The following is a 24,872-nucleotide window of genomic DNA, read 5'->3' as shown; positions in this document are numbered from 1 at the left end:
ATAAACAAAAATAGACTAACAAATCTAGACCTCTTGTTAAGGCGTTGTTAAAAGTTATGTAGTATAAGGCTTTCAATGGAATTGTGCTGTCAAAAATAGAATAGATGTTTCATCTTGTGGATTCATTTGTCTACTTTTGCAAAAAATTAAAACAAATTATTATGCTATCAGTGTCTAATCTTTCAGTTCAGTTTGGTAAACGAATTCTCTTCGATGAGGTGAACACAACTTTTGCCCAAGGGAACTGTTACGGTATTATTGGAGCAAACGGAGCGGGAAAGTCTACGTTTTTAAAGATTTTGGCAGGTAAAATGGATCCTACCTCTGGACATGTACATTTAGAGCCGGGAAAACGTATGAGCGTGCTGGAGCAGAACCACAACCTGTATGATGAACATACGGTTTTGGAAACCATCATTATGGGGAACAAGCCATTGTATGAGCTTAAAACCCAAATTGATGCTTTGTATGCAGATTACACCGATGAGAATGCGGAAAAGATAGGGGAGCTTCAAGTACAGTTTGAAGAAATGAATGGTTGGAATGCCGATAGTGATGCAGCTGCCATGCTTTCAAACTTGGGAATCAAGGAAGATTTGCATTACATGTTGATGAAGGATTTGGATGGTAAGCAAAAGGTACGTGTGCTTTTGGCGCAAGCGCTTTTTGGAAATCCAGATGTATTGATCATGGATGAGCCTACCAACGACCTGGATTATGAAACTATTTCTTGGTTGGAAAACTTCTTGGCAGATTATAACAACTGTGTGATTGTGGTATCTCACGACCGTCACTTTTTGGATGCGGTTTGTACCCATATTTCAGATATCGATTTTGGAAAAATTACCCACTATTCAGGAAACTATACATTCTGGTATGAGTCTTCGCAGTTAGCGGCAAGACAAAGAGCACAGCAAAACAAGAAAGCTGAAGAAAAGAAAAAGGAATTGGAAGAGTTTATCCGTCGTTTTTCTGCCAACGTTGCCAAATCCAAGCAGGCTACCAGTAGAAAGAAAATGATTGACAAGCTGAATATTTCAGAAATTAAGCCGTCTAGTAGACGTTATCCGGCTATTATTTTTGAACGCGATAGAGAAGCGGGGGATCAAATTCTAAATATTGAAAACCTTTCTGCCTCGTTGGATGGCGATTTGTTGTTTCAGAATGTAGACATCAATTTGGCCAAAGGAGATAAGATTGTGGTGTATTCCAAGGATTCCAGAGCTACTACGGCATTTTACCAAATTATTAATGGGAAGATGGAAGCCGATTCAGGAAGCTATTCTTGGGGAGTTACCACCTCTCAATCGTATTTGCCGTTGGATAACAGTGAGTATTTTGAGAACAAATTAAGTTTGGTAGATTGGTTACGCCAATGGGCAACAACAGAAGAGGAGCGTGAAGAGGTATACATAAGAGGATTCCTTGGGAAAATGATCTTTAGTGGGGAAGAGGCCTTGAAAACTGCCGATGTATTGTCTGGAGGTGAAAAAGTACGTTGTATGTTGAGTAGAATGATGATGATGAGAGCCAACGTTTTGATGCTTGATGAGCCTACAAACCACTTGGATTTGGAGAGTATCACGGCTTTCAACAACTCCCTTAAAAACTTTAAAGGAACGGTATTGTTCACAACACATGATCACGAGTTTGCCCAAACGGTAGCAAACAGAGTGATTGAGTTGACTCCAAATGGAATTATCGATAGATACTTAACGTTTGATGAGTACATGAGTGATAAGAAAATTAAAGAGCAAAGAGAAAAAATGTATGCTGTGGAAGCATAGACTTTCAATTTGAAAATATTAAAAAGCCTGAGAAATATCTCAGGCTTTTTTTATGCTTGCATTTCAGACCTTACAGATTCCACTACCGGAACCGCTTTGTCCAACTCGTCCTTATGAACGTAAAGTTCCTGGAACCCCTGTATGGAAGAACCAAAGCCAGCTAATCTACCAGATTCAGACTCGTCTTTAATGATAGGTTCAATCCCAATCTCTTCAAGCCTTGTTATCATGAGCTGTACCATGATAAAGTTGCCTGAGAAAATTTTTATGTAGTTGTCTTCGCCCATTGTAAGTGAATTTTATGTACTTAAGATACGAAAAATTGAGTTATTGAGTGGAGAATTTTTTAAGATTTACAGGATGTATAGATGCTGGTAAAAAATGAAAAAGCCTTTGAAATACCTGCTTTCAAAGGCTTTTACTATGCTGTTTATCGACAGGGTTACTTGTCAATAGATCCTAGCACACGTTTCATAAAGCCATTTAGGGCTTCTTTTTTAGGAGTACCTTCCTTAATCAATTTGTGGACTTCAACGGCTCCATACATGTTGGAGATCAACTCGCCAATAACGTCCAATTCTTCATCCTTAAGAGAAGGAACCTCTGTAAGGGCTTCAAGGGTTTCGATGGCTTCAATTACGAAGTCCTCGTCGTTTTCCTCTATAAATTCTGTTAAATGCTTAATTACAGGTAATTTCATTGCTTATAGATTTTTTGCAAATAATGCTTTAAACGACTTCCGATACTAGGCCTTGCAAAACCTCAAACTTGTTGGTTTGTACTTGGTTTACAAACGCCCCATTTTTAAAGGTTGCAAAAGTAGGAAGGTTATCTACGTTCGCCAACTTTCTGGATTCTGGGAATTTCTCTGCATCTGCCACTACAAATGACGTGTTTTCATTTTCTGAAGCCAATTTTTTGAATTTTGGTTTCATGATTCGGCAGTTACCACACCAAGTTGCTGAATATTGTACCACAACAGTGTCGTTTGAGTTGATGATGTCCTGTAAGTTATCTTGATTTAATTCTTGTACCATAATGAAAAGTTTATGATTGTGAGTAGGATATCAAAGCAGGCCAATGGCATGGCCCACTTTGATTTAAATTTTGTTGTTGCTCTTATTAGTGAGAAGCCAAGTAGCTAGCAACACCATCTCTGTTGGCGTTCATAGCATCTTTACCTTCTTCCCAGTTTGCTGGACAAACTTCACCTTTTTCTTGAACGTGAGTTAAGGCATCGATTAAACGTAAGTATTCACCAACGTTTCTTCCTAATGGCATGTTGTTGATGCTCTCGTGTTGCACAGTTCCTTCTTCGTCGATGATGTAAGTAGCTCTGTAAGTTACGTTGTCACCTTCAACAGTTACAACACCGGTTTCTTCGTTGTAAGTTTCGTTGGTGATATCCAAGATTCCTAGGGTAGAAGCAAGGTTTCTGTTAGAATCCGCCAAGATTGGGTAAGTAACACCTTCAATTCCTCCGTTGTCTTTTGCAGTGTTCAACCATGCAAAGTGTACTTCTGGAGTGTCGCAAGATGCTCCAATTACAATAGTGTTACGCTTTTCAAATTCAGCAACAGCAGCTTGGAATGCGTGCAACTCAGTAGGGCATACAAAAGTAAAGTCTTTTGGGTACCAAAATAAAACTACTTTTTTCTTGTTGTTTACCGCTTCTTCAAGAACGTTGATTTTATAGGTGTCACCCATTTCGTTCATTGCGTCTACGTTTAAATTTGGAAATTTTTTTCCTACAAATGCCATAATAGTATATTTAATTGTTAGTAATTTTCTGGATGCAAATATACTACTTCATGTAGGTTTAATGGGGTTGCATGATTTTAAAAATTTATTAAATAATAGCTTTATTCAATGGGTGTGATTTAAAAGTATAGTTTTTAGTTATTTGCTAAAAATCACCCTTTGAAATTTGCTTTATCTTAATTTTAAAGGCTGCATAAAATAAGGTTGTAAACGGACTTAAATAATTGAAGAAGGCATAGCCAGCATAAGATAAAGTATCCACGCCCAACACACCACTTTGGTAAGCGCCACAGGTATTCCAAGGTACCAATACCGAAGTTACTGTACCAGAGTCCTCAAGGGTGCGACTTAGGTTTTCCGGGGCCAATCCTTTGTCTTCAAACGCTTTTTTGTACATTCTTCCAGGAATTACCAAAGCTAAATATTGGTCGCTGGCAAGGGCGTTTAATCCAATACAGCTGATAACGGTACTTGCAAAAAGCCCGAATACAGAGTCAAATAAGTTCAATACGGCTTTACTGATTCTGGATAAGGCGCCAATGGCATCCATAACACCACCAAAAACCATGGCACAAAGAATCAGCCAAATGGTACCCAACATGCCATACATACCACCGGAAGAGAAAAGGTCGTTTAGTTCAGCACTATTAGTGGTTACGGAGGTATCTACAGTAATGGCGGTCATGATGCCTTTATAGGCAGATAGAAAGGTAAGTTCGGAAGCGCCTGTGATTTGTTTGACGATTTCTGGTTGAAAGATAAGGGCAAAAACACCGCCTAATAATGTTCCTGCCAATAATGCAGGTAAGGGAGGCGTCTTCTTTACAATCATAAAGATAACTAATGCCGGTACCAAAAATAACCAAGGCGAAATATGAAAGGCACTGTCTATAGCACTTAACATTTCTGTGGTATCGGTATCTCCTTTTACATCTAGAGAAAGACTGATAATAACAAACAATACCAAAGTAATGATTAGGGTGGGAATGGTGGTGTACATCATGTATTTGATGTGGGAGAATAGTTCACCTCCTGCCATAGCTGGAGCTAAATTGGTAGTGTCGCTCAAAGGAGACATTTTATCTCCAAAATAAGCCCCCGAAATTACCGCTCCTGCCGTCATTCCCGGGTTGATGCCCAATGCATTTCCAATGCCTATAAGGGCGATCCCCACGGTTGCCGAAGTGGTCCAGCTACTTCCTGTAGCCACAGATATAATGGCACAAATGATGACACAGGCAGGTAGAAAAATAGAAGGACTTAAAATTTGAAGCCCGTAATAAATCATGGACGGAATGATACCACTGATAAGCCATGTTCCAGCTAAGGAGCCTACAAGAAGTAAAATTAGAATGGCTCCCGAGGTGGACTTTATATTTTCAGCAACTTCTTCCATCATTTGGTTGAAGGAAACTTTATTAAAGTAGCCAACAATGGCGGCTACAGCAGCGCCTAAAAGAAGGATAAACTGATTGCTTCCACTAAGGGCATCATCACCAAAGGCCTCAATAACATTGTAGCCAAGCATAATCACCAAAGCAAACACAGGGATCAAGGCCTCCCATATGCTTAATTCTCGGTTTTCCACAATATGTTCGTCTTGGGGATTGGTGGGTTTTATTTCCTGGCTTTGCATGTATGGCTTGCTTTTAGTATTGGAGATGTAATGTTACGATTTTGAAAGATATTCTGCAAATAGAAACAGTTGTGTACATTTGTCTTTAGTTGAAAAATTTATATGGATTCATTAACCCAAATTGTATTAGGCGCTGCCTGCGGAGAATTGGCTCTTGGAAAAAAAATAGGAAACAAAGCTTTGTTGTTCGGAGCCATTGGTGGTACCATTCCAGATCTCGATGTGTATGTTGGAAAATTTATCTATAATAATGAAATAGATAGCATGATGTTCCATCGGGGGTTTATGCATTCTTTTTTGTTTTGCTTAATAGGGGCCTTTGTTTTTGGTTGGCTAGTCTACAAACTTTATGACACAGGGAAGCGGAAGGACACAACCTCGCTTAAAGATTGGTTTTGGCTCTTTGGGATATCGTTGTTCACACACCCAATATTGGATAGTTTTACACCTTATGGAACCCAATTGTTCAAACCGTTTTCAGACGATAGGGTAGCGTTCAATAATATTTCGGTAGTGGATTTCGCCTATACCTTACCGTTTTTGGGGTGCATGGTGTTGGTAATGCGTTTTAAGCGTTCAAATCCCAAACGACTCTTTTGGACTAGGTTGGGGTTAGGTGTTAGTTCCTTATACATGCTATTTACCCTAGTTAATAAATTATATATAAATAGTGTTTTTGAAAGGTCCTTTAAGGATGCTAATATTTCTTTTTCAAGATTCAGAACCCAACCTACTATTTTAAATAACATTTTGTGGTATGGTATAGCAGAAACAGACAGTAGTTATTATGTGGGATACTATTCGCTATTGGATACAGATGCTCATGTAAAGCGGGTGATGACTTTACCAAAGCAACATGAATTGTTGGATGTTAATCATCCTGATATCCAGAAATTAACTTGGTTTAGTGATGGTTACTTTAATTTAATAAAGGAAAGAGAAAAAGAGATTAGATATGATGACTTGCGGTATCCTATGCTAAATCCCGACGATCCCAATTCTTCTATTTTTAGTTTTTATTTGGAGGAAAAAGGGACGCGATGGGATATCAAACCCTTTGAGGGGGAAGCACCAGGGAGAGAAGATTTTGAATTGTTTTTTAGACGAATAAAGGGAATTTAACACAAAAACGCCTTTCAATTTTTGTTGAAAGGCGTTCTTTTAAATGTTTAGCATAAAGTTTTAAATAACTGCTTCAGCCTTTTTATTGACGATGCCCAATTCTTCCATACAAGCTCTCATCATCTTATAAGTGCGTTCGATATCCGCGTCCAAACCAATAGAAAAACGGATCAGGCCATCGGTAAGTCCCATTTCGGCTTGTTCATCTTCCGGGATTTCCGAAGACGTAGAGCTTCCCGGTGCACTAAACAGTGTTTTGTAGAATCCTAAGCTCACGGCTAAATACCCTAAGTTGCGCTCCTGCATAAGTTCCATTAATTCATTGGCTTTGTCTAATGAACCAACATCTATAGTCAACATACCTCCAAAACCGTACTTTTCATTCATCATGCTTTTGAACAAGTCGTGGGATGGGTGCGATGCCAATCCTGGGTACACAGTTTTCAAACCATCAGCTTCAAATTTTTCAGCTAAATAAGAGGCATTGTGGCTGTGTTGCATCATACGGATGTGAAGGGTTCTCAAATTTTTCAACACTGAAGATGCTCTAAGACTGTCCATAGTTGGTCCCAATAACATGGAAGCGCCATCATTTACATTACGAAGCGCATCAATGAATTCTTGACTACCACATACAACACCACCAACAGTATCACTTGAACCATTGATGAATTTTGTAAGACTGTGGATTACCACATCAGCGCCTAATTTTATTGGGCTAATGGATAAAGGTGAAAACGTATTGTCTACCACCAAAGTCAAATTGTGGCGTTTTGCAATTTCAGATAGACCTTCAATATCAGCTACTTCCAAAAGAGGATTGCTCACGGTTTCACAGTAAAGCACTTTGGTGTGTTCGGTAATGGCTGCTTCAACGACATCCAATTTTGTGATGTCTACAAAAGAAGTGGATACATTAAAGCGAGGCATAAAATTCTTTAAGAAAGCATAAGTTCCTCCGTAGATGGTTCTGCTGGAAACAATATGTTCTCCTGCACCACACAATTGCATCAATACAGGAGTGATGGCACCCATTCCTGAGGCTGAGACATTGGCAGTTTCCGTACCTTCCATAGCAGCCAACGCTTCACCTAAATATAAGTTGGAAGGCGAAGAGTGGCGTGAGTATAAATAGCAGCCGTCAGCATTGCCTTCAAACGTGTCGAACATGGTCTTTGCCGATAAAAAGGTGTAGGTTGAAGAGTCTGAAATGGATGGGTTGACACCTCCAAATTCTCCGAAATATTGTAAGTCTTGTATGTTGTTTGCGGGTTTGAATTCCATGGTTAAAGTTTTTGTTTACTCTTCAAAATTCTAAATTAATAGAATTATTGTCAATGGTATTTTGGTTATTAGGAAAATAAAACTGATATATTGGTTATTTATGGTTAAATTTACAGTTAGATGCGTCAATTCGCTTTTCCTTTAGAAATTTTTTCAATCATGGCTTTGGATAATACCGATTTAAAACTCCTCAAATTACTGCAGGCAGATAGTAAGCAGACCAATAAAGAACTTTCCAATAAACTTAACTTGTCCGTGACAGCGGTATACGAACGGATCAAGAAATTGGAGCGAGAAGGCGTGATACAAAAGTATGTAGCGCTGTTAAATAAAGAGTCTGTGGATAGGAGCTTTGTGGCCTTTTGCCATATTAAACTCATTCAGCATTCGCACGACTACGTTGTGAAGTTTGAAGAGGAGGTTGCCAATTTGAAGGAGGTAGTGGAATGCTACCATATTAGTGGCGATTATGATTATTTATTGAAAGTTATGGTGCGGGATATGGAAGATTTTCGGAAATTTATGGTAAACAAACTCACTTCCATCAATCATATTGGGAGTACACATAGTATGTTTGTAATCAATGAAGTAAAGCATACTACGGCTATTACGGTGTAAAATGGAATCCAAAACTTATAGGTGGCTAGAATTTTTAATCATTTTCGTGATTTTGCCGGTAAGTTTTGCATTGAAATACCCTCCAGTTCTTAAACTATTTTTGGGAAGTATCGGATTCTTGTATGTCGTATACCTTTTGCTGAAAGTGGAAGATATAAGGTTTAAACTGTCCCCAACCATCAAATGGAAAACTTTTTGGAAACTTACCTCTGCTAAATTTCTTATCATAGCATTGCTTACTACGTTGTTTGTGTATGTTACAGATAAGGGAAATTTGTTTTGCGTTTTGTTGTCCAGACCCAAATTTTGGGTGTTGATTTTGTTTTTATACGCACTATTTTCCGTGTATCCTCAAGAGCTTATTTATAGAACCTTATATTTTAATAGGTATCAAAATTTAATGAAAAGTAAATGGCTGTCCATTATTCTGAACGCATTGGTGTTTTCAATGGCACATTTAATGTTTAAAAATACCTTGGTACTCATTATGACCTTTTTGGGCGGTTTGTTGTTTGCGCTTACGTTTTTAAAAACAAAATCAACCACATTGGTGTCCATTGAACACGCTATTTATGGAAGCTGGTTGTTTACTGTTGGCATGGGCGATATGCTTGGTTTTCCTTCCTAACAGCTATAGTGTTAAATAGAAAAGGATAATTGAGGATTCTACTTCATAACAGATTGTTTTTTCATGGTTGTGACCTAAAACATTTGTACTTTTGTAATCGTTTTAACAAAATCGAATAAACAAAACCTTATGAATTCATACGATGTAGCCGTTATAGGCTCTGGTCCTGGAGGGTATGTGGCGGCCATTCGCTGTGCCCAATTGGGAATGAAAACAGCTATCATAGAAAAATATTCAACACTTGGAGGAACTTGTCTTAATGTAGGATGTATTCCAAGTAAAGCCCTTTTAGATTCGTCTCACCACTACGAAGATGCCGTAAAACATTTTGAAGAACACGGAATTGAAATTCCAGGAGACATCAAAGTGAACTTGGAAAAAATGATTGCCCGCAAGCAATCTGTAGTAGATCAAACTACAGGAGGGATTGATTTCTTGATGAAGAAAAACAACATCGATGTTTACGAAGGTGTAGGCGCATTCAAAGATGCTACACACATTACCATTTCAGGTAAGGAAACCATAGAAATTGAAGCTAAGAACACAATTATTGCGACTGGTTCTAAGCCTTCAAGTTTGCCATTTATTGAAATTGACAAAGAGCGTATTATTACGTCTACCGAAGCTTTAAAATTGAAAGAAATTCCAAAACACCTAATCGTTATTGGTGGTGGTGTTATTGGTTTGGAGCTTGGTCAAGTATACAAGCGTTTAGGTGCTGAAGTAAGCGTTGTGGAGTATATGGACCGTATCATCCCAACTATGGATGGTGGTTTGTCCAAAGAATTGAACAAGGTATTAAAGAAGCAAAAATTCAAAATCAATACCTCTCACAAAGTAAAATCTGTTGAGCGTGTTGGTGATGAAGTTATTGTAAAAGCCGATAATAAAAAAGGAGAAGAAGTAGAGTTTAGAGGTGATTATTGTTTGGTGTCGGTAGGACGTCGTCCTTATACCGATGGTTTAAATGCTGAAGCTGCTGGTGTGAAGTTGAATGACAGAGGCCAAGTTGAAGTAAACGACCATTTACAAACATCAGCTTCCAACATTTACGCGATTGGAGATGTTGTAAAAGGAGCGATGTTGGCCCATAAAGCAGAGGAAGAAGGTGTATTTGTAGCCGAAACTTTGGCCGGACAAAAACCACATATCGATTATAATTTAATTCCAGGGGTTGTGTATACATGGCCAGAAGTTGCTGCAGTAGGAAAATCTGAAGAGCAATTGAAAGAAGCTGGTGTAGATTATAAAGTTGGACAATTCCCAATGCGTGCTTTGGGTAGAAGTAGAGCCAGTATGGATTTGGATGGATTTGTAAAAATCTTGGCAGATAAAAATACTGACGAAATTTTAGGAGTCCATATGGTTGGAGCCCGTGCAGCCGATATGATTGCAGAAGCAGTGGTTGCTATGGAATATAGAGCATCTGCTGAGGATGTTTCGCGTATGTCTCACGCTCACCCGACCTTTACCGAAGCTATTAAAGAAGCGGCTTTGGCTGCTACAGGAGATAGAGCTTTACATGTGTAATTACACATTAAGCATATTTAAGTGTTTACCAATTTTTATGAGCGGTGTATTTTAATGATGCACCGCTTTTTGTTTGTTAATTTTGCTCTGGTAAGTTGTCAGATGTTTTGAAATGAAAAACTTCAATAGTTATACTGATTAAACTATTGAAGTCTTTTGTTGGTGTAGAGTTAAAAGTATAATTAGAATCCTTTCTTAGAAAAGGTCATTCAACACTTTTGCTAAACGAATACCTCCTTTTTGTAATTGTGAACGCACGGTTCCAAAATATTCGTAGGAGTATTTGTATCTTAAATTATCGCCTTCGTTCGCTGAAGCATACACTGATTTTGCCAATTGCTGCGATTCGTGAGCCCAATCAATAATGGAACCTTGTTGAATAGCTTTTACTTGGTCTTTGGTAAGGTAATCGGCATTTTGGGCCAATTCAGAATAACTCATGTCATAAGCATCAATCATCTTAGTGTCCCAGACCGTATGTAGGTTGGTGTCTCTAAATTGCCATTGTACCTTAATATCATTGCCACCACGATCTTCGGCACGGCCCACATGAAGTGGTTGGTGAAGGTCGCCAATTAAGTGAATCAACATTTTTAGGTAAAAGGCTTTGTCTTCCATGGAAGCATTTTCATCCGTAATCACTTCTTTGCAACGTTCAATACCTGTTATTAAATCACCTTCTGGATTTTTTGTGGAATTTTCATAGGTTTCATCCAATGCCATGTTTACAAAATGCCACGAGTAAAATTCATTGTAACGCTCATCAGACTTAATTTCATCGGCAAAAGTAGACGTGAACGCAAGCGATTCGTGGTTTAGAATCTTTTTTAAGTTACGCTTCGTCTTACCCGTTAAATATTGGTCTGCAATAGCACCAATGGTCCTATGTCCTGTTTTGCCCCATTTTAAGGAGGCGTTTAAAGGTTGGACAAGAAAGGCTAAGGTAAAAATGACGAGCGTAAGTCTTGCTTTCATAATGTTATTTCCTTTTGTTGCGTTTATTGAAATTTTTATCTCCTCTGGTTTTTGGCTTTTTATATTTCTTGGCAATTTCCCGTCTGTAGGAACCACCTTGGTTTTGTTTTTTGTTTTTCTCGGACTTTTCGTGAAAAGCAGGCCCAGGAACGTCATCAAGGGAACGTTTGGTTGGGTTGTTGCGTTCCTTTATTTGCGGGCGTTCTTCTTCAATGAGTTCTTCTGAAATGGCAACACCTTCTGGAAATGGCAACAATGGAATGTCCATATCCATATACTTTTCTATTTCAGAAATATACTCTAATTCAGTTTGGGTTGAAAATACCAAGGCATGCCCTTTTTTCTCAGCTCTACCGGTTCTTCCTATGCGGTGCATATAGTTTTCTGGGTAGTGAGGGGTGTCAAAATTGATGACGTGGGATACGTTGTCGATATCCAGCCCGCGGGCCATAACGTCCGTAGCTATCAAAATGCGATTGTCCCCAGCTTGGAACTGAGCAATACTGCGCAACCTGTAATTTTGTGTTTTATTGGAGTGGATTACACAACATTCGTCATTAAATTCCTCTTCTAACTGATCAAATAAACGGTCGGCCATCTTTTTAAAGGCCACAAAAATGATGACCTTGTTGTAGGTTTCTCGATCACTTAATAAACTACGCAATAAGTTGACTTTAGTATAGAAGTTTTTAACCTCATATCGCTCTTGGATAATGTTTTCCAAAGGTGTTCCCGAAACTGCTACTGTAACACGCTTTGGAGCGATAAAAAACTCATTGATCATTTGGTCGACATCCTCGGTCATAGTAGCCGAAAACATAATGTTTTGGCGACGTTCAGGTAGGATGTCGAAAATATTCATCAATTGGTGTCTGAAACCCAAGTCGAGCATGACGTCAACTTCATCAATTACCAATTTTTGGATTGATTTTAATTGCAGCACTCTGCTAACTGCCAAATCATAAAGGCGCCCTGGTGTGGCTACCAAAATATCCAGACCTTCTGCAACGGCTTGTTTTTGAGTGTTAATATTGGTACCTCCATAAACTCCCAATACGCGAACGTTGATATACTTGGCCAGTTTTTCTACCTCTTCAACCACCTGAACCACAAGTTCCCTAGTGGGCACCAACACAAGTACTCTAGGATTATCCTGTGTAGAAAACTTTAGGTTTCTCAAGATAGGAAGCATGTAGGCAAATGTCTTTCCGGTTCCCGTTTGTGCAATACCCACGACATCTTTACCAGAGGCTACTACATTAAAAGCCTGTTCCTGAATGGGGGTAGGAGTGGTAAACCCCATGTCTTCCAGGGCGTTGTAAAGCGGTGTGTTTAAATTAAGATCTTGAAATGTCACTGTTTGTATTTTGATGCAAATCTACCACATTAATTCTACTTAAACTAAAAGCGAATGTTCTATGCTAATGGTGTAGCTAGCTTTAAAGACTTCATTTGGAGCCAATTTTAAAATGGCTTCTTTGTCTTTAAGTCGTTGATTACTATTTATGTTGTCTGCTACGCCTAACCAAGGTTCGATACATACATAATCGGCATTGGGTTTGGCCCAAATGCCTAAATATGGGAAATCTTCATAACTCATGCTTAAAATCGCTCCTTTATTCTTGCTGGATAAGGTAATTTTTTTGGATTTTAGGTCCTTGAAAATTAAAGCATCTCGGTCAAAAAGTTGATAGTGTAAAGGTAGTTTGTTGGTGTGGTTAAGTATTAATTCGGTTTGGTTGTTCTGAAGACCGGAATTGGAATCGAGCAAATGGGTGGCGCTGTGTTCTTCGGTTTCAAATTCCAAATAGTAATCACTATAGTTTTCATCTGCAAATACAGGACATTTAAACGCTGGATGTGCTCCCAAGGAGAAATACATGTCTTTGGCATTTGCGTTTTTTACTTCATGGGAAACGATAATTGTGTTTTCTGTTAATTCATAGGAGGTGTAAAACTCAAATTGAAATGGGTATTGTTTTAAAAGAGCTTCGTCTGAAACTAATTTAAATGTCAATTTGTCTTTTGTTTGTTCATGAAGCTGCATAGAGGCATTGCGTCTGGCAAAGCCATGTCTAGGCAGTTTATAACTTTTTCCATTATGAAAAAAAGTGTCGTCTTTAAGTCCGCCCACAATTGGGAACAGAATAGGTGCGATGCCATTCCATACATCTGGGTTGCCATTCCACATAAACTCTGTTCGGTGGTTTGTGGAAGTAATTCTTGAAAGTTCCGCTCCAACGGGATTGACCTTTATTTTTAAGAGATTGTTTTTTAGGCTTAACATGTGTTTTTGTATTAATATCCGTATTCCAATAAATCTGGAATCAAATCGAGTGCTTGGTTTTTCCAATCCTTTTGCAAAGGTTCATACCCCGAATAGGACTTATACTTTGTAAAAGGTTTGTCTTTAGAAATAGGAGTAACGGGGCCCACTAGACCAATGTATTCACTGTCGTCTTCTTCGTCTTCATAAGAATAGGAGATGGCGTAAAAAATGGCATCATCTTTTGATACCTTACCCAATACATCCAAGTTGTCTGGGTAGCCTTCTTCTTCACCCAAATAATTATAAAGTACCAATTGGGCAAAGGATTCGGGCTTGGTGTATTTTTTAGGAACCTTATCAAACTGATTGGTTTTGTGGTAGACTTCCATTATTTCGTATCTGGAAAACAAACTGTCCAATTTTTTGGAGGTGTAATTGCTGTCTACATTGAGTCCGCAATGTATTCTGGCTGTCAAGGCACGTAAACTTAGCCATTCGTTGTCCTGCACATTTATCAAGGCTTTTGTAAAAGCATCGGTTGAAGGGTTGTTGTAGGGCATAGTGTTGTACAAGGACAGGTAACTATACATTAACGAGGTTGTTTTGTAGTTGTAATCTTCGCCCTCTTTCATTTCAAGATATTTTTTAAGATCGCTTTCTGAATATTTCAAAAGTGTGTCCAAATTATCTGAGACCAGATTTAGGTGCTCAGGATGGTTTTCGGCTATATCATTAAAAATATCCAATACATCAGAACGGTAGGCTTCATAATTGTTGAGGTTTAATAGGATCTTGGAGTTATCTATGGCAAACTCCAGTGAATCTCTGTAGGGAGCGGTTACACCATAAGTGTAATTTTCGGAGTTAGTAGGAATTGAAGTATTCAGTAATGTGTTGAACACTGTGAGCCTGTTATTGCTTGGAAGCTCAGAAATGGTATTTAAAATATGAGCTTTCACGGTGTCGTTTGTATTTGGGTTTAAATACAGGGTTTTTAGAAATTCCAAGGTATTGCTATCGTTGGTGATGGTAAGTTCTTCCAAAATTTCATTGGAGACTTTAACTTTGGTTTCAGAAGAGGCATAATTGTCTGTCATGGCTTTGTATAGCTTTGGCAGATCCTCAGGTTCAAAGACGTAGTAATCAAAAGCGCCCAAGGCATTTTTGAACACGATGGTATCTGTAGATTTTAAATGCTCCAAAAGAAGGTCTGTTTTAGATGAAAACATATCGAACTCAGGTCCTTTAGAAGTTTCCTTGTAGGATGAGAATATCCTATTGCTAAGCTCGCTATCCATGCCTTCCTTACTCAGGTATCCAGTCAATAAAAACAAACGTTTATTCTCTAGCCAAATTTGATGTCTGGTGGTCACTTTGGTTCGCTTGTTTTGAATATAGAATTCCAAAGCCTCTTTGTTGTTTATAGTAATGTCTTTTTGACTAAGTATAGAGTCGTTCCAAACGAGAAGTGAATTGACATTGGTCTCAAAAAATTCTTTGCGGCTCTTTATTTTGAAATAGTCCTTTATGTCGCTGTAGCCAAATTGATAAACATCACCAGACTCCTTGTTGAGGGCAAAATAGTCATGTGAATTTTTTAAATACACATTTTCGTATCCCAAGCTGTCAATGGTCAATTTATTGTCTTCAAGAAATTGTATTTCAAAATTGGTGCCTTTTGGACTTAAGGTTTCCAATTCCAGTGGCTTGGGAGCTTCAAAAGTAAAACTATTAAAGAACACATCATCTGTAGAGGCCTTATCTGTTGGGTTTAATTTTTGTTTTAGGAGTAGGTAAGTCCTGTTGCCCCTAATGTAAATTCTGCAAACCGAGTGGTACTGGTCTTGAATTAAAAGTTCGTACTCTCTACCTTCATAGCCATCCAAATAAATGGTTTTGCCTTCGCCTACTAGACTTGCCTTTCCCTCAAAATTGTCTTTGATAGATTCAAAAGCTCCAACGGGGTCTTCCATATAATATCCCAAAGGTTGGTCGTTGTAGCGGAAAAGATAATTGTTGTCGTTTTTAAGGTCTTGAACATTGTACATGTGCAGGTAATAAGGCTCTCCATTTTCATCAATAGGGTTGGGGTGTGCTCTTGAAAGGTCTACCGGTTCTCCTGGAAGTTTTATTGAAAAGGCTCCTTCAGGGCTTTTATAGTCGATCCAAGGGATTTCCTTTTTGGGTTTAGGAGCTCCAATGGTGATGGATTCAAAGAAATGGTCTGTATGTGCATCTTCAATTTCATTGGTGTCATCTTCTACAGATTGGTAATACAAAATATTGTTCTGCAAAGTGAACTGGGCATTCATCAATTTTTTTGCATTAAGCTTAACAGAGACTTTATATCTTAACCCCTCGGCATATCGTTGGCGCTTTTTGTTTAATAGTTCACCATTTAAATTCGTTACAATATTGGTGATAAAGCTGTCCATAATATCGTCAGGTGCATTGTCCTTATTTAGACCTCGAAAATCCAATGAAAAGAACGAATAGATTCGGTTGGAATTTGGAGCGTTGTAACTGTACATTATGAAGGCATCATAATCATCGGTATAATTTGGTGCTTCAGGCAATTCAAGTGAAAATCCGGTGGCTTCATCCGTATAGGTGTACCAATCGGTATCAGACGAAGCTTTGACAACATTTGAAATGAAAAATAGAATTAAAGTAGTTGCTATTGTAAATGAGCGACTTGTGAAATTGATTTTCATGGGTGTTAATAGTAGGGTTGAATTTGGCTAAGTATTGGGTGCAATGTTATTGTATTTGGCAGTTTCTTAATAAATTTGCCGCATTCAAAACGCATGCCTTATATTTTGAGAACTACACAAAAATTTCGCATCCCAAACGTAGAGCAATATAAACAAAAATTATTGTTCTGGGCGCAGCAGTTTAATGAAGTAGTATGGCTGGATTCCAACGATTATCACAATCAATATTCCAGCTATAATGCGGTGTTGGCGGTAGAGGCCTTTACATGTATTCAAACAGATTATCACAATGCGTTTGAGAAGTTGAAGGAATACCAATCCTGTACAAAAGATTGGTTATTTGGTTATTTGACCTATGATCTTAAAAATGCTGTGGAGCGTTTGGAGTCCAATAATTTTGACGGTCTCGAATTCCCAGACTTGTTTTTCTTTCAACCCAAGAAGTTGTTCCTGATAAAAGATGATGAAGTTGAAGTGCAATATTTGGGGATGGTGGACGATGAAATGGAAGCGGATCTAAAAGAAATAGAATCATTGGGTGGCACTTCTGAAACACACAGTACATCCAATAATATTAAGGTGAAACTCCGCATGCATAAGGATGAGTATTTCGAGAAAGTGAATGCAGTTTTGGATCATATTCATCGAGGCGATATTTACGAAGCCAACTTTTGTCAGGAGTTTTATGCTGAGGATACCCAAATAAATCCTTTAGAAACCTATTTTAAGTTAGATGCCATTTCAAAGCCGCCTTTTGCAACTTTTTTAAGGCTTGACGATAAGTATTTATTGTCGGCATCTCCAGAGCGCTATATCAAAAAGGAGGGGTTAAAGATTACTTCGCAGCCTATCAAAGGAACGGCAAAACGTTCGCGAAATCCTGAAGAAGACCTATTGTTGAAAGAACAATTGTCTAAAGACGAAAAGGAGCGCAGCGAAAATATCATGATTGTGGATTTAGTCCGAAACGATTTGGCACATACTGCCACCAAAGGAAGCGTGGTTGTGGAAGAATTGTGCGAAGTCTATACCTATCCGCAGGTGCACCAAATGGTCTCTACGGTTACATCTCAGATTGAGGCGTCTACAAATCCCGTAGATGTCATTGCAACAACATTCCCTATGGGCAGTATGACAGGGGCGCCAAAAATTTCAGCTATGCAGATTATAGAAGCGTTGGAAGATACCAAGCGAGGCCTGTATTCTGGAGCCGTTGGCTACTTTTCTCCGCAAGGTGATTTCGATTTTAATGTGGTGATAAGGAGTATTCTGTACAATGCTGAAAAGCGATATGTGTCCTATTCGGTTGGCGGGGCCATCACCGCTAAAAGCAATCCGTTGAATGAATATGAAGAGTGTTTGGTCAAGGCTAAAGCCATGCGTGAAGTTCTGGAAAACTAAAGTTTCTTGGTGTTGCTGAGGGGGAAAAACCTACAACTTGGTTATATTTGAATTAAACATTCATTTTTAACCACCTTTTTATGACACTCGACACCTTTAAGGCGCATATTGAACAGCAATTCCCAGGATTTTTTGAAAGTAAATTGCTTATTGCCATTTCTGGTGGGGTAGATAGTGTGGTGTTGACTCATTTGTGTCATCAACTGGGGTTGGATGTCTCCTTGGTGCATTGCAATTTTAATTTACGTGGAACAGAGAGTGATGGCGATGCCGATTTCGTATTTCAATTGGCTAAAGATTTAAGCTTGGATTTATTCTTGGAGAGTTTTCAAACGGAAGCTTATGCGGCAGAGCATAAATTGTCCATTCAATTGGCAGCGAGGCAGCTGCGCTACGATTGGTTTGACGAATTGGCCAAACAACTTCATTTTGATTATGTCCTAACAGCGCATCATGCCGACGATAATTTGGAAACATTTTTGATTAATTTAACGAGAGGAACAGGACTCGATGGTTTAACCGGAATTCCTGAAGTGAATGGCTTGTTTGTAAGGCCGCTTTTACCATTTTCAAGAAACAGGTTGGTAGAATATGCAGAGGAACATCAGTTAACTTGGCGAGAGGATAGTAGTAATGCGTCTACAAAATACCTGCGAAATAAATTGCGCCATGATGTCATTCCTTTGTTGAAGGAAATCAATCCACAATTGTTGCAGAATTTTGAGAAAACTATTGGGTTTTTAAAAGCGTCTAAATCAATTATTGAAGATCATGTGGAAGAAGTGGAAGATTCCGTGATTAAAGAAATCTCCGAATACGACGTGAAATACGATATCTCCAAAATAAAAGCTCTAAGCAATCCCCAAGCCTATTTGTATGAACTCTTAAAAGCTTACAATTTCACAGAGTGGAATGATGTGGAAGATCTTTTGGATGCGCAATCGGGGAAGCAACTGTTTTCTGAAACTCATCGTTTGATCAAAGACCGAGAGTTTTTGTTGTTGAGTGAAATTGAGGATAAACAGGAAACGCTTATTCTCGTGTCTGAATGTGATGATAAGATAAAAACACCTCTTGGAAATTTGTATTTTAGTGAGGCTGCTGAGGTGTCCAATCAAGGTCCCAATGTAATTTTTGTGGACAAGAAAAAGCTCAAATACCCATTGACTATTAGACATTGGAAAGAAGGCGATTATTTTCATCCGTTGGGAATGAAAGGGAAGAAGAAATTGAGCAAATACTTTAAGGATGAGAAAATGTCCTTATTGGAAAAGGAAAATGCGTTGGTGCTGTGTTCGGGAGATTATATCATCTGGGTAATAGGAAAACGTCCCGATGGCCGTTTTAAAGTTTGTGACCATACGCATCATATCATTAAAATAGAATTAAAATAGACCATGGTACTACAGGGGCAAATCGTAGATATTCCAAATAGAAGGATTTTTAAGGGGGAAGTCACCATAAGGGATGGAAAGATTTTTTCCCTAGAAGAAAAGGAACATGACATTGAACATTTCATTCTTCCGGGTTTTGTAGATGCCCATATCCATATTGAAAGCTCCATGTTGGTGCCTAGCGAATTTGCCCGATTGGCAGTGTGTCATGGTACGGTGGCTACGGTGTCCGATCCTCACGAAATTGCCAATGTTTTAGGAGTGGAAGGTGTGGAATTCATGATTGAAAACGGTAAACAAACGCCCTTTAAGTTCAATTTTGGGGCTCCATCCTGTGTACCGGCAACTAATTTTGAGTCGGCGGGAGCGGTCATCGATTCCGAAGAGATTAAAACGCTTTTGGAAAATCCTGAGATAAAATATCTGGCCGAAATGATGAATTACCCCGGGGTGTTGTTTCAAGATGAAGAGGTGCTTAAGAAAATCGCTTTGGCCAAACATTATAACAAACCTGTCGATGGGCATGCACCCGGGTTGCGAGGAGATGATTTGTCTACCTATATAAATGCTGGAATCTCCACCGATCATGAGTGCTTTACGTATGAAGAAGGTTTGGAGAAATTGCAAAAAGGCATGAAAGTGTTGATTCGGGAAGGAAGTGCCGCTAAGAATTTTGAAGCCTTGATAGATTTGTTGCCTGACCATTATCACAACATGATGTTTTGTAGTGATGATAAACATCCAGACGATTTAATAGTTGGACACATAAACCAATTGTGTGCTAGAGCCATTGTCAAAGGTCATGATGTGTTTAACGTGTTGCAAATAGCTTGCGTGAATCCTGTGAAGCATTATAGCCTTGAGGTAGGATTGCTTCAAGAGGGAGATATAGCAGACTGCATCGTGGTGGAAGATTTGGTTAATTTTAAAACATTGCAAACCTATATTGAAGGTGAATTGGTTTTTGATGGAAAGAGCCTCATTAAGCCAATTCCTTTTGAAATTCCTAACAACTTTAAGGCTGTATCCAAACAAATTTCCGATTTCAAAATACCATCTTCAGCAAAACAAATTAGGGTTATAGAAGCTTTGGATGGCGAATTGGTCACTAACCCATTATTAGAAGAGGCTTTGATTGTTAATGGAGAATTGATGTCCAATACTGAAAAGGATATCTTGAAAATGACCGTGGTGAATCGCTATGAAAACCAGAAACCAGCTTTGGCATTTATAAAGAATTTTGGATTGAAGGAAGGGGCCATTGCTAGTTCTGTAGGTCATGATTCGCATAATATCATTGCCGTGGGAGTGGATGATGCCGCACTTTGTAAGGCGGTTAACCTGATCATAGCCAATAAAGGTGGCATTTGTGTCGTCTCTGATACGGAAGAGCAGGTGGTGCCGCTTCCTGTGGCTGGAATCATGAGTGATCAAGACGGGGTGTCAGTAGGTAAAGCTTATGCCGAGTTAAGTCAAAAAGCAAAACAATTGGGCAGTACTTTGCATGCACCTTTTATGACCCTATCCTTTATGGCATTGTTGGTAATTCCGTCACTCAAACTGAGTGACAAAGGGCTTTTTGATGGCAATACCTTCAAATTTGTGGATTTAGAACTGTAAACTGTTTTTAAATAGGTATTTCATTCTTAGTTTTGTCTCCCATAAATAATGTGCTATGCCTATTCTTCATTCGGACTATAAACCACCTGTGTTATTAAAAAACGGATTTGTCTCTACGGTTTATTCCGGATTGATTCGTAAAGTGAAAGGCGTGGAGCAGGAACGTGAACGCATCACCTTATCTGATGGGGATTTTTTGGATTTGGATTGGAGCTACGCCGAAACCAAAACTGACAAACTCATAATTGTTTTACATGGTCTGGAAGGCAATGCCCAGCGACCTTATATGACAGGTGTTGCTAAATTATGCAATGCCAATGCTATTGATGCCGTTTGTGTGAATTTTAGAGGTTGTAGTGGTGAGGATAACTTAAAATTCTATTCTTACCATTCAGGTGCGACCAATGATTTGGATGAGGTTATTCAACATATTTTGAAAACCAAATCCTATTCACAAATATTTTTCCATGGCGTGAGTCTTGGTGGGAACATAGTGCTTAAGTATTTGGGCGAACGAGAAGAATTGGTCCCGGAAATTAAGGCGGGTGTTGCCGTGTCTGTACCTTGTTATCTTCAAGGTTCGGCAGAGGAACTACATTCTTTTAAAAATGTTCTTTTTCACGATCGATTCAAAAGACATTTGCTCAATAAATTAAAAGTGAAGCAGCTAAGATATTCGGAAGAGTTGAACGATGCTGTATTACAGTCCATCAAAACATTGAGTGATTTTGATGACGTTTATACTTCAAGGGCGCATGGTTTTAAGGATGCTGTGGATTATTATGAACAATGCAGTAGTTTACAATTTTTAAAAGGCATTAAAGTTCCGACTTTAATCATCAATGCGTTGAATGATTCGTTTTTGTCACCAGAATGTTATCCTGTAAAAGATGCTAAGGAAAATCCTAATATTTATTTGGAGATGCCTAAACATGGAGGGCATGTAGGCTTCTGTTTGAGAAATGGATTTTATTACAATGAAAAACGGACTTTGGAGTTCATTCAGGGATTGGATTAAGTCTCAAATCTTCAGGAAAACCTAACAGGTTGATATCCCATAGCTCAGGAAGTACAAAATACACAAACAATGTAATGATAAGTATGGATACTAGATTCATTACAACCCCTTTACTTACCATATCGGGTATTCTCAGGTAACCAGACCCGAAAACAACTGCGTTAGGAGGTGTTGCAACCGGAAGCATAAAGGCACAAGATGCCGCTACGGCTGCGCTAACCATCAAGATAAAAGGATGCATGTCTACCGTTAAGGCCATAGGGGCCAATACGGGAAGCAACATGGCGGTTGTGGCTAAATTGGAGGTGATTTCAGTTAAGAAATTAACAGCCGCAATCAGAAGTAGTATAATTAGAAAAGTTGCAATGCCTGTTAGCGAGGTCATTTGATTGCCAATCCAAAGGGCGAGTCCGCTACTTTCAAAACCTTTGGCGAGAGCCATACCACCACCAAACAAAAGAATGATGCCCCAAGGGAGTTTTTGTGTGTCTTCCCAAGAAATCAATTGTTCGCCTTTGGTTTTGGAGGGGATAAAGAATAATACCAATGCAAAAAGGATGGCTATAATGGTATCGTCTAACCCTGGCAGTAGGTTTTGAAGTAAAAAGGATCTAGTGATCCAGCAAAAGGCTGTAGTCGCAAAAATTGCGGTCACCCATTTTTCTTCATAACTAATGCTTCCAAGTGATTTTAGAAGTTTTTTGATTTCTTCTTTGCCTCCCGGAAATTCCTTTTGATGAAATTTAAAAGCCACTCGGGTTAAAAATTTCCAGCAGATAAAAAGCATTAAAACAGAAATGGGAAATCCAAATAGAAACCACTGTAGAAAGGTAATTTCATAATTGTAGGTGCTCTTCACGATGCCTGCTAACACCAAATTGGGAGGAGTGCCAATCAAAGTGGCGATGCCTCCAATGGAAGCACTGTAGGCAATGGCGAGCATTAAAGCTTTTCCGAAAAGCTCGTTTTCATTTTTCAAGGTTTTGGGATTGTCCTTTAACTGGTTGATGATGGCCATGCCAATAGGCAACATCATGACAGAAGTAGCTGTATTGGAAATCCACATGGAGAGAAAGGCGGTTGCTACCATAAAACCCAAAATGATTTTATGGATGTTGGAGCCAATAAGATTGATGATATTTAGAGCAATGCGTTTATGGAGGTTCCATTTTTCAATGGCAATGGCAATAATAAAGCCTCCCAAGTAAAGAAAAACATACTTATGCCCGAAGGATGCTGTGGTGGATCCTATGTCCAAACTGCCGCAAAGCGGAAACAGAACTATCGGCAAAAGCGCAGTGGCTGCAATGGGGATGGCTTCGGTAATCCACCAAACGGCTATCCATGTGGTTGATGCCAATACACCATTGGCTTCAGTAGAAAGACCTTCAGAATGGAAAAATAAGCGAATAAGAATAAACAGAATCGGGCCAAGAAAGAAACCAATGCGTTTTGTGGTGTTCATGTAATAAATGCTTTGTCATGTAATAATAGTGAATTTTCAAGCAATATTATTATTTCCCAAATTTTCCTATTTTTAAGCAAAACCAATCAACGATGCTAAAAAAGGTCTATGGAAGTGCTGTGTTCGGCGTTGAGGCTACTACGGTTACCGTGGAAGTTAATGTGGACAACGGCATAGGGTATCACCTTGTGGGGTTGCCCGATAACGCAATAAAGGAAAGCAACTTCAGAATTGCAGCAGCGCTTCAGAATAACGGCTATAAAATTCCAGGGAAAAAGATTATTATCAATATGTCTCCGGCAGATTTGCGAAAGGAAGGCTCTGCCTATGATTTGACTTTGGCCATTGGCATTTTGGCAGCTTCAAGTCAGATTAAAGCCGAAGCTCTGGAATCATATTTGATTATGGGAGAATTGTCTTTGGATGGTACTTTGCAGCCTATAAAAGGGGCATTACCTATTGCAGTGAAAGCTAGAGAGGAAGGTTTTAAGGGCTTTATTTTGCCGAGTCAGAATGCTAAGGAAGCGGCCATTGTAAATGACTTGGAAGTATTTGGGGTGGATAACATCACGCAGGTCATTAACTTTTTTGATAAGGAGGAACCTTTAGAGCAAACAATCATTAATACGCGTGAAGAGTTTTATAAAAACCTAGAGTTTCCAGAATTCGATTTTGCAGATGTCAAAGGGCAGGAAGGTATCAAACGTTGTATGGAAATTGCTGCGGCTGGAGGGCATAACATCATTTTAATTGGGCCTCCTGGAGCAGGAAAGACCATGTTGGCAAAGCGTTTGCCTAGTATTTTGCCGCCTATGACCTTAAGTGAAGCCTTGGAAACTACGAAAATACATTCGGTAGTGGGGCGGGTGAAAGAACACACGGGATTGATGTCGCAACGGCCGTTTAGAAGTCCACATCACACGATATCAAATGTAGCCTTAGTCGGCGGGGGAAGTTATCCGCAGCCAGGTGAAATTTCATTGTCGCATAACGGAGTATTGTTCTTGGATGAACTTCCCGAGTTTAAAAGAGAGGTGTTGGAAGTGATGCGCCAGCCTTTGGAAGATCGGGAAGTGACTATTTCCAGAGCAAAGTTTACCGTAACCTATCCTAGCAGTTTTATGTTAGTGGCTAGTATGAATCCAAGTCCCAGTGGCTATTTTAACGATCCTAGTGCACCTGTGACCTCTTCTCCAGCAGAAATGCAGCGGTATTTGAGTAAGATCTCAGGGCCTTTGTTAGATAGAATTGATATCCATATTGAAGTGACGCCGGTACCTTTTGAAAAACTCTCCGATGACAGAAAGGGCGAGGCTTCCGTGGATATTAGAAAGCGGGTAACGAAGGCTAGGGAGATGCAGTCGACACGCTTTAAGGAATATGATAATGTGCATTACAATGCACAAATGAATACCAAGCAAATCAGAAACTATTGTGTATTGGATGAGGCTTCCAAGCAGTTGTTAAAAACGGCTATGGAACGCTTGAACTTGTCTGCGCGGGCTTATGACCGTATTTTGAAAGTGGCAAGAACAATCGCCGATTTGGAAGGCAGTGCTGAGGTTCAGGGAGCTCATATAAGTGAGGCTATTCAATACAGAAGTTTGGATAGGGAAGGTTGGTTGGGGTGATTGTCCTAAATTTTAAAAT

Annotated in this window: 21 protein-coding genes; 10 read left to right on the top strand and 11 right to left on the bottom strand. The window is 39.1% G+C overall.

Going from position 1 to position 24,872, the window contains the following annotated elements:
* Nucleotides 1–161: 161 nt before the first annotated feature.
* Nucleotides 162–1,787 (top strand): ABC-F family ATP-binding cassette domain-containing protein, encoded by a 1,626-nt coding sequence (locus tag ZA05_RS08805; protein ID WP_053991363.1) that lies wholly within the window; start codon nucleotides 162–164, stop codon nucleotides 1,785–1,787.
* Nucleotides 1,788–1,837: 50 nt separating this feature from the next.
* Here ZA05_RS08805 and ZA05_RS08800 read toward each other — a convergent pair whose 3' ends face one another.
* The 5 genes from ZA05_RS08800 to nhaC form a co-directional block, all read right to left on the bottom strand.
* Complete coding sequence (locus ZA05_RS08800) at nucleotides 1,838–2,074, bottom strand: putative signal transducing protein (RefSeq protein ID WP_053991327.1); 237 nt, start codon at nucleotides 2,072–2,074, stop codon at nucleotides 1,838–1,840.
* Nucleotides 2,075–2,229: 155 nt separating this feature from the next.
* Nucleotides 2,230–2,487 (bottom strand): hypothetical protein, encoded by a 258-nt coding sequence (locus ZA05_RS08795; RefSeq protein WP_053977621.1) that lies wholly within the window; start codon nucleotides 2,485–2,487, stop codon nucleotides 2,230–2,232.
* 28 nt (nucleotides 2,488–2,515) lie between these two features.
* Entirely contained in the window at nucleotides 2,516–2,824 is a 309-nt protein-coding gene (locus ZA05_RS08790) for a co-chaperone YbbN (RefSeq protein ID WP_053991326.1), read from the bottom strand.
* An 85-nt stretch (nucleotides 2,825–2,909) separates the two neighbouring features.
* Nucleotides 2,910–3,548 carry a peroxiredoxin gene (locus tag ZA05_RS08785; protein WP_053991325.1) on the bottom strand — a complete coding sequence of 213 codons (639 nt, stop codon included), beginning with the start codon at nucleotides 3,546–3,548 and terminating at the stop codon, nucleotides 2,910–2,912.
* Between the two features lie 145 nt (nucleotides 3,549–3,693).
* The gene (gene nhaC, locus ZA05_RS08780; protein WP_255350054.1) at nucleotides 3,694–5,211 is read right to left on the bottom strand and encodes a Na+/H+ antiporter NhaC; all 1,518 of its coding nucleotides are present in this window, start codon (nucleotides 5,209–5,211) and stop codon (nucleotides 3,694–3,696) included.
* A gap of 75 nt (nucleotides 5,212–5,286) precedes the next feature.
* Here nhaC and ZA05_RS08775 point away from each other — a divergent pair, with 75 nt between their 5' ends.
* Nucleotides 5,287–6,306 (top strand): metal-dependent hydrolase, encoded by a 1,020-nt coding sequence (locus ZA05_RS08775; RefSeq protein ID WP_053991323.1) that lies wholly within the window; start codon nucleotides 5,287–5,289, stop codon nucleotides 6,304–6,306.
* Nucleotides 6,307–6,366: 60 nt separating this feature from the next.
* Here ZA05_RS08775 and ZA05_RS08770 read toward each other — a convergent pair whose 3' ends face one another.
* Complete coding sequence (locus tag ZA05_RS08770; RefSeq protein WP_053991322.1) at nucleotides 6,367–7,590, bottom strand: aminotransferase class I/II-fold pyridoxal phosphate-dependent enzyme; 1,224 nt, start codon at nucleotides 7,588–7,590, stop codon at nucleotides 6,367–6,369.
* A gap of 159 nt (nucleotides 7,591–7,749) precedes the next feature.
* On the opposite strand from ZA05_RS08770, the gene ZA05_RS08765 reads away from it, so the two are divergent.
* The 3 genes from ZA05_RS08765 to lpdA all read left to right on the top strand — a co-directional run bounded on the left by ZA05_RS08765 (nucleotide 7,750) and on the right by lpdA (nucleotide 10,366).
* On the top strand, nucleotides 7,750–8,208 hold the full coding sequence (locus ZA05_RS08765; RefSeq protein WP_053991362.1) for an Lrp/AsnC family transcriptional regulator: 459 nt from the start codon (nucleotides 7,750–7,752) through the stop codon (nucleotides 8,206–8,208).
* A 1-nt stretch (nucleotide 8,209) separates the two neighbouring features.
* A complete protein-coding gene (locus tag ZA05_RS08760; protein WP_053991321.1) occupies nucleotides 8,210–8,836 on the top strand; it encodes a CPBP family intramembrane glutamic endopeptidase in 627 nt (208 codons plus the stop codon).
* 129 nt (nucleotides 8,837–8,965) lie between these two features.
* Nucleotides 8,966–10,366: a dihydrolipoyl dehydrogenase gene (lpdA, locus tag ZA05_RS08755; protein ID WP_053991320.1), complete on the top strand. Its 1,401-nt coding sequence runs from the start codon at nucleotides 8,966–8,968 to the stop codon at nucleotides 10,364–10,366.
* 195 nt (nucleotides 10,367–10,561) lie between these two features.
* Here the strand turns inward: lpdA and ZA05_RS08750 are convergent, their stop codons facing one another.
* Genes ZA05_RS08750 through ZA05_RS08735 form a run of 4 tightly spaced genes read right to left on the bottom strand, consistent with a single transcriptional unit; the run spans nucleotide 10,562 to nucleotide 16,324 of the window.
* Nucleotides 10,562–11,341 (bottom strand): S1/P1 nuclease, encoded by a 780-nt coding sequence (locus tag ZA05_RS08750; protein WP_053991319.1) that lies wholly within the window; start codon nucleotides 11,339–11,341, stop codon nucleotides 10,562–10,564.
* A gap of 4 nt (nucleotides 11,342–11,345) precedes the next feature.
* Entirely contained in the window at nucleotides 11,346–12,698 is a 1,353-nt protein-coding gene (locus ZA05_RS08745) for a DEAD/DEAH box helicase (protein WP_053991318.1), read from the bottom strand.
* A gap of 39 nt (nucleotides 12,699–12,737) precedes the next feature.
* Nucleotides 12,738–13,628, bottom strand: a complete 891-nt coding sequence (locus tag ZA05_RS08740) for an aldose 1-epimerase family protein (RefSeq protein WP_053991317.1) — start codon at nucleotides 13,626–13,628, stop codon at nucleotides 12,738–12,740.
* An 11-nt stretch (nucleotides 13,629–13,639) separates the two neighbouring features.
* Nucleotides 13,640–16,324, bottom strand: coding sequence for a hypothetical protein (locus ZA05_RS08735; RefSeq protein ID WP_053991316.1), 2,685 nt, complete (start codon nucleotides 16,322–16,324; stop codon nucleotides 13,640–13,642).
* 105 nt (nucleotides 16,325–16,429) lie between these two features.
* Here ZA05_RS08735 and pabB point away from each other — a divergent pair, with 105 nt between their 5' ends.
* The 4 genes from pabB to ZA05_RS08715 all read left to right on the top strand — a co-directional run bounded on the left by pabB (nucleotide 16,430) and on the right by ZA05_RS08715 (nucleotide 21,757).
* Nucleotides 16,430–17,725: an aminodeoxychorismate synthase component I gene (gene pabB, locus ZA05_RS08730; RefSeq protein WP_369793854.1), complete on the top strand. Its 1,296-nt coding sequence runs from the start codon at nucleotides 16,430–16,432 to the stop codon at nucleotides 17,723–17,725.
* 80 nt (nucleotides 17,726–17,805) lie between these two features.
* The gene (gene tilS, locus ZA05_RS08725; RefSeq protein WP_053991314.1) at nucleotides 17,806–19,119 is read left to right on the top strand and encodes a tRNA lysidine(34) synthetase TilS; all 1,314 of its coding nucleotides are present in this window, start codon (nucleotides 17,806–17,808) and stop codon (nucleotides 19,117–19,119) included.
* 3 nt (nucleotides 19,120–19,122) lie between these two features.
* Nucleotides 19,123–20,739, top strand: a complete 1,617-nt coding sequence (gene ade, locus ZA05_RS08720) for an adenine deaminase (RefSeq protein WP_053991313.1) — start codon at nucleotides 19,123–19,125, stop codon at nucleotides 20,737–20,739.
* Nucleotides 20,740–20,794: 55 nt separating this feature from the next.
* Nucleotides 20,795–21,757 carry a YheT family hydrolase gene (locus ZA05_RS08715; protein ID WP_053991312.1) on the top strand — a complete coding sequence of 321 codons (963 nt, stop codon included), beginning with the start codon at nucleotides 20,795–20,797 and terminating at the stop codon, nucleotides 21,755–21,757.
* Here ZA05_RS08715 and ZA05_RS08710 read toward each other — a convergent pair.
* A complete protein-coding gene (locus ZA05_RS08710) occupies nucleotides 21,738–23,222 on the bottom strand; it encodes a DASS family sodium-coupled anion symporter (RefSeq protein WP_053991311.1) in 1,485 nt (494 codons plus the stop codon). The genes ZA05_RS08715 and ZA05_RS08710 overlap by 20 nt on opposite strands.
* Before the next feature lie 92 nt (nucleotides 23,223–23,314).
* Between ZA05_RS08710 and ZA05_RS08705 the strand changes: the two genes are divergently transcribed.
* A complete protein-coding gene (locus ZA05_RS08705) occupies nucleotides 23,315–24,853 on the top strand; it encodes a YifB family Mg chelatase-like AAA ATPase (RefSeq protein ID WP_053991310.1) in 1,539 nt (512 codons plus the stop codon).
* Nucleotides 24,854–24,872 lie beyond the last annotated feature (19 nt).

Source organism: Mangrovimonas sp. TPBH4, from assembly GCF_001280505.1.
Classification (GTDB): domain Bacteria; phylum Bacteroidota; class Bacteroidia; order Flavobacteriales; family Flavobacteriaceae; genus Mangrovimonas_A.
Note: the sequence above shows the minus strand (reverse complement) of the source record. Positions and strands in the feature narration are given on the sequence as shown.